Genomic DNA, 4,396 nt, shown 5'->3' on the forward strand with positions numbered 1-4,396 from the left:
GAGGCGATGCGCGATGCGTACAAATCACTTCACGCCGTACTGACCGACATCAAGGAGGAGCTTGAGGACGAGTTGCGCGCTTTGCAAACGGCAGCGCTCAGGGTTTTGATCGTACACGCGTGGCGGCGACTGACGTTAAAACACCCCGACCTGCCGCGCGCGGCACATTCATCCGACTGGCGCGGGCATGACTGCCGCGCATTGGTGTCACACCTGCTTACGCGTTTCCCAAGGCCCGACCTGGATGCAATCAAGGCAGGTTAAACCGCGCTTTCCCAACGGCGTAACGCGCGTTATAGCGGGCGCATGACAAACCACCTGCATATTTCCGACCTGCCCGACGATCTGGATCTTGGGCCGGTTGTCGCCATCGACTGTGAAACCATGGGTCTGAACCCGCACCGCGACCGTTTGTGCGTCGTGCAATTGTCGGGTGGCGACAGCAACGCGCATATCGTGCAGATCAAACTGGGTCAGACCGAGGCACCGAACCTGTGCCGTTTGCTAGAAGACCCCAATGTGCTGAAACTGTTCCATTTTGGCCGCTTCGACATTGCCGCTATGCTCAATGCCTTTGGCGCCGTCACGGCCCCGGTCTACTGCACCAAGATCGCGAGCCGCTTGATCCGCACCTATACTGATCGGCATGGGTTGAAGAACCTTTTGCAGGAAATGCTTGGCATCGACATCTCGAAACAGCAGCAGTCAAGCGACTGGGGCGCGGATACACTCACCGATGCTCAACTGGAATACGCCGCGTCCGATGTTTTGTACCTGCACAAGCTGCGCGACGCTCTGAACGAACGGCTGGAGCGGGAAGGTCGAATGGAGATGGCGCAAGCCTGTTTTGATTTCCTGCCGATGCGCGCGCGCCTGGACCTTGCTGGCTGGCCTGACACGGACATCTTTGCGCACTCATGACCAGCAAGACCCCCTTCATCGACACTGCCAAACGGGTCATCCGTACCGAAGCCGAGGCGCTGACCGTTATGGCAGACCGGCTCGATGGCAGCTTTCGGGCGGCGGTTGACCTGCTCCTGAATGCCAATGGTCGGGTCATTGTCACGGGGATCGGCAAATCTGGACACATCGCACGCAAGATTGCAGCGACGCTTGCCAGCACAGGCACACCAGCACAATTCGTGCACCCGGCCGAAGCGAGCCATGGCGATTTGGGCATGGTCACGCGATCAGACGTGGTGCTTGCCATTTCCAATTCGGGCGAAGCGCCGGAACTGGCGAACATGATCGCGTTTTCGCGCCGTTTCGAAATCCCGCTGATTGGAATCACTAAAGCGCCCAAGAGTGCTTTGGGTCGCGCCTGTGACGCGGTCCTGCAATTACCCGATCTGGGCGAAGCATGCGGCACCGGCATCGTTCCAACAACCTCGACCACGTTGACCCTTGCAATGGGTGACGCGCTTGCCGTGGCATTGATGGAGCATCGGGAGTTTACGGAAGAACATTTCCGCGAGTTCCACCCAGGCGGCAAGCTGGGGGCGAAGCTGAGCCGCGTGAGCGACCTGATGCATACCGGCGCGGCGATGCCATTGGTCGGCAAAGACACTCCGATGGCGGATGCTCTGATTGAAATCAGCCAGAAGAGTCTCGGGGTTGTAGGGGTAACCGCAAATGACGGAACGTTGGCGGGCATCATCACGGACGGCGACCTGCGGCGGCACATGGACGGGTTGTTGTCCTTGACAGCAGCCGATGTGATGACCACCTCCCCCACTACGATCGACGTTGCCGCCCTCGCTGAAGAGGCTGTAGCAGTGATGAACGCGCGCAAGATCACATGCGTGTTTGCCGAGGACGCGAATGCCCCCGGCAAGCCGCAGGGCATTCTGCATATCCACGACTGTTTGCGCGTGGGGCTGGGTTAAGGACATGGCATGGACGGCTATTCAAAACTCGTCGCTTGGCTCAAGGTGCTGTTGCCACTGACAGCGCTTGGCCTGTTGTCGACGCTGTTCCTGTTGTCGCGCAACATTGACCCTGTCGCGTCTGTCCCCTTTGCGGACACCGAAATTCAAGAGCGTTTGCGCGGGCAGCAAGTGACTGCCCCTTTCTATTCCGGCACATCTTCGAGCGGCGACCGCATTTCCGTATCGGCCGGGACCATGGCGACAGCGGACGACCAGAACAACGCGGCAACCGATCTGGCGGCGCATATCGACCTGTCTTCGGGAACGCGTGTTGTCCTATTTTCCGACACGGGCGAGTTTGACCTTGCCCGCGGCGCATCTTCGTTGGCAGGAAATGTGGTGATCACAACATCGACTGGTTACAAACTGAATTCAGACGAACTTTTAACTGATTTCGAGAATATGACGGTGAGGTCACCCGGCCCGGTCGCTGGTACTGGCCTGTCGGGGACCCTGGAAGCGGGCCAAATGAGGCTCGAAAAAACAGACGGTGGCGAAAACGCCCATTTGGTTTTCACAAAGGGCGTAAAGTTGGTATACCGCCCGGAAGAATTGGAAGAGTGATATATCCGTGACTATTTTGCGTGTTATAGCCTGCCTGATCACGATCGGCCTGATTACGCCGCTTTATGCCCAGGGAACGCAGGTCGCATTTGGCGCCATCCGGCAGGATACGTCGGCACCGGTTGAGGTTAGTGCGGACGAGTTGAATGTGGATCAGACCACAGGCGCCGCTATCTTTACCGGCAACGTGGTGATCGGTCAGGGCGAGATGCGGCTATCAGCCCCGCGCGTTCTGGTGGTCTATCGCGAGGATCAGGCGGGTATAGAACGGATGGAAGCGACAGGCGGCGTAACCTTGGTATCCGGCCCGGATGCAGCAGAATCGCAGCGCGCCGACTACAGCATCGACACCGGCTTGATTGTCATGACCGGCGACGTCCTACTGGCACAAGGGCAAAGCGCCATCTCTTCCGACCGCATGACCGTCAATCTGGATGACGGCACCGCCCGGATGCAAGGCAACGTCAAAACAATCCTGCAAACTGGCAACAACTGATGGCTGCACCCGATCTGAAAGTAGCTGGCGGGTCTTCAGGGCTGCGCATATCGCATTTGCGCAAATCTTATCGCAAGAAACTGGTCATCCGCGATTTCTCAATGGAGCTGAACCGGGGTGAGGTTGTGGCACTGCTGGGTCCCAATGGTTCCGGCAAGACAACGACCTTCTATGCGGTGGCCGGGCTGGTGACACCGGAAGGCGGCACCGTCACGCTGGATGGCACGGACGTCACCAGCCTTCCGATGTATCGCCGCGCCCAGATGGGTATTGGGTATCTGCCGCAGGAGATGAGCATTTTCCGGGGATTGAGCGTACAGGACAACATCCTTGCCATCCTCGACATTGTAGAGCCTGACCGACACAAGCGGCGTGAACGACTGGAAGAATTGCTAAGCGAGTTTTCGATTGAACACATGCGCCGTGCCCCCGCATTGGCCCTGTCAGGTGGGGAACGACGTCGGGTCGAGATTGCCCGGTCGCTAGCTGCGAATCCGAAATATCTGCTGCTCGACGAACCCTTTGCCGGGGTCGATCCGATCTCTGTTGGGGATATCCGACATCTTGTTGCGGATCTGAAAAAGCGCGGCATTGGCGTTCTGATTACGGATCACAATGTGCGCGAAACGCTCGAAATCGTGGACCGCGCCTATATCCTGCATGACGGGCAGGTCCTCATGTCGGGAACACCGCAAGACGTGGTGCAGAATGAAAATGTGCGCCGGGTCTATCTTGGCGAAAACTTCCGTATCGGCTGAGCAACGGCGCGCTTGCCGTGTCCGCTTTTCATTGACTCCGAGTGCCCTTTTGGCGTGCAATGACAATATGGCGTTTATGCTGACCAAGATCTGCAACACTGTCACCCCGCCTACGGGCTTTGACATAGATCACGGTCACGACGTGCCTTTTCCGCAATTCTAAAAACATAGCGCTGCCAACATCTTGGCGGCGCGGAACGTGCATTGCGGACACATCAGAAGGAGCAAGAATGCAGTATCAAATCAGTGGCAAACAGATCGATATCGGCGAAGCGCTGCAAACCCACGTACGGGACGATTTGGGCGCGGTTGTACAGAAATATGCCGAACGTCCGACCAATGCCCAAGTGGTGTTTTCCAAGTCTGCACATGAGTTCGTATGTGAGGCGACGGTGCATCTGTCGACTGGGCTGACCGCCCAAGCCAAGGCCCATGCCACTGAAATATATGCAGCTTTTGATGGTTGTTCCGAAAAAATGGAGAAGCAACTGAGGCGGTATAAACGCCGTCTCAAGGACCATCACAAGGAACGTGCACAGCCTGTTGAACTCTCGGGCGCGGCAACTTATATCCTCGCGTCTGACGAAGGAGCTGGCGACTCGGAACCCGAGACGCTGCAACCCATGATCGTAGCCGAGATGGAAACCAAG

The 4,396-nt window shown here is 57.6% G+C and carries 7 protein-coding genes; all 7 read left to right on the forward strand.

Annotation, left to right across the window (positions count from 1 at the left end; genetic code table 11):
* On the forward strand, window positions 1–264 hold a 264-nt coding region (locus AC6RA8_RS10665), incomplete at its 5' end, for a PaaX family transcriptional regulator C-terminal domain-containing protein (RefSeq protein WP_500352693.1).
* A 42-nt stretch (window positions 265–306) separates the two neighbouring features.
* Window positions 307–921: a ribonuclease D gene (locus AC6RA8_RS10670; RefSeq protein WP_500352695.1), complete on the forward strand. Its 615-nt coding sequence runs from the start codon at window positions 307–309 to the stop codon at window positions 919–921.
* Entirely contained in the window at window positions 918–1,886 is a 969-nt protein-coding gene (locus AC6RA8_RS10675) for a KpsF/GutQ family sugar-phosphate isomerase (protein WP_500352697.1), read from the forward strand. The genes AC6RA8_RS10670 and AC6RA8_RS10675 overlap by 4 nt, the downstream gene beginning before the upstream one ends.
* 9 nt (window positions 1,887–1,895) lie before the next feature.
* A complete protein-coding gene (locus AC6RA8_RS10680; RefSeq protein ID WP_500352698.1) occupies window positions 1,896–2,492 on the forward strand; it encodes a hypothetical protein in 597 nt (198 codons plus the stop codon).
* Window positions 2,493–2,505: 13 nt separating this feature from the next.
* The gene (gene lptA / locus AC6RA8_RS10685; protein WP_500352709.1) at window positions 2,506–2,988 is read left to right on the forward strand and encodes a lipopolysaccharide transport periplasmic protein LptA; all 483 of its coding nucleotides are present in this window, start codon (window positions 2,506–2,508) and stop codon (window positions 2,986–2,988) included.
* The gene (lptB, locus tag AC6RA8_RS10690; protein ID WP_500352700.1) at window positions 2,988–3,746 is read left to right on the forward strand and encodes an LPS export ABC transporter ATP-binding protein; all 759 of its coding nucleotides are present in this window, start codon (window positions 2,988–2,990) and stop codon (window positions 3,744–3,746) included. The genes lptA and lptB overlap by 1 nt, the downstream gene beginning before the upstream one ends.
* A 230-nt stretch (window positions 3,747–3,976) precedes the next feature.
* A partial coding sequence (gene hpf, locus AC6RA8_RS10695) for a ribosome hibernation-promoting factor, HPF/YfiA family (protein WP_500352702.1) occupies window positions 3,977–4,396 on the forward strand: 420 nt, incomplete at its 3' end.

The organism is Tateyamaria sp. (assembly GCF_059783535.1).

What these genes read in the sequence shown, in the direction of transcription:
- AC6RA8_RS10670 (WP_500352695.1), top strand. Translation starts at nt 307, where the DNA reads ATGACAAACCACCTGCATATTTCCGACCTGCCCGACGATCTGGATCTT.
- AC6RA8_RS10675 (WP_500352697.1), top strand. Translation starts at nt 918, where the DNA reads ATGACCAGCAAGACCCCCTTCATCGACACTGCCAAACGGGTCATCCGT.
- AC6RA8_RS10680 (WP_500352698.1), top strand. Translation starts at nt 1,896, where the DNA reads ATGGACGGCTATTCAAAACTCGTCGCTTGGCTCAAGGTGCTGTTGCCA.
- lptB (WP_500352700.1), top strand. Translation starts at nt 2,988, where the DNA reads ATGGCTGCACCCGATCTGAAAGTAGCTGGCGGGTCTTCAGGGCTGCGC.